Source organism: Marinicauda pacifica (assembly GCF_004793635.1).
GTDB lineage: Bacteria > Pseudomonadota > Alphaproteobacteria > Caulobacterales > Maricaulaceae > Marinicauda > Marinicauda pacifica.
This window is the reverse complement of the sequence record NZ_SRXV01000126.1, coordinates 1-301: the sequence shown is the minus strand read 5'-3', so window position 1 is coordinate 301 and position 301 is coordinate 1. Positions and strand designations below refer to the sequence as shown.

1 protein-coding gene is annotated in these 301 nt (G+C 68.1%); it reads left to right on the top strand.

Translation table 11 applies throughout. The features are described from left to right. A partial coding sequence (locus E5162_RS14660) for an efflux RND transporter periplasmic adaptor subunit (RefSeq protein ID WP_135945981.1) occupies positions 1–301 on the top strand: 301 nt, incomplete at both ends.

Below are 301 nucleotides of genomic sequence, written 5' to 3'. Positions count from 1 at the left end.
CGAGACCGGACAGGTTGTCTCCCCGGGCCAGGCCTATGGACAAGTCTATTCGATCGGGGATCTTGAAGTGGTTGTTCCTGTGCCGCCCGAGGACGCGGCCCGGCTGGGCGAGGCAGAAGGCCGGCCGGTTCAGATCCGTCTTGAAGGACACGACCGGCCCATCGCCGGAGAGGTGCTGCGCGAGGGTGCGCAGCTCGATGCGCGCTCGCGCCTGATCAACCTGTTTGTCGCTCCCGAGGAGCCCGCTGCGCTGCGCCCCGGCCTCTTCGCCGACGTCGTTATCGACGGGCCGGAGCTGAGC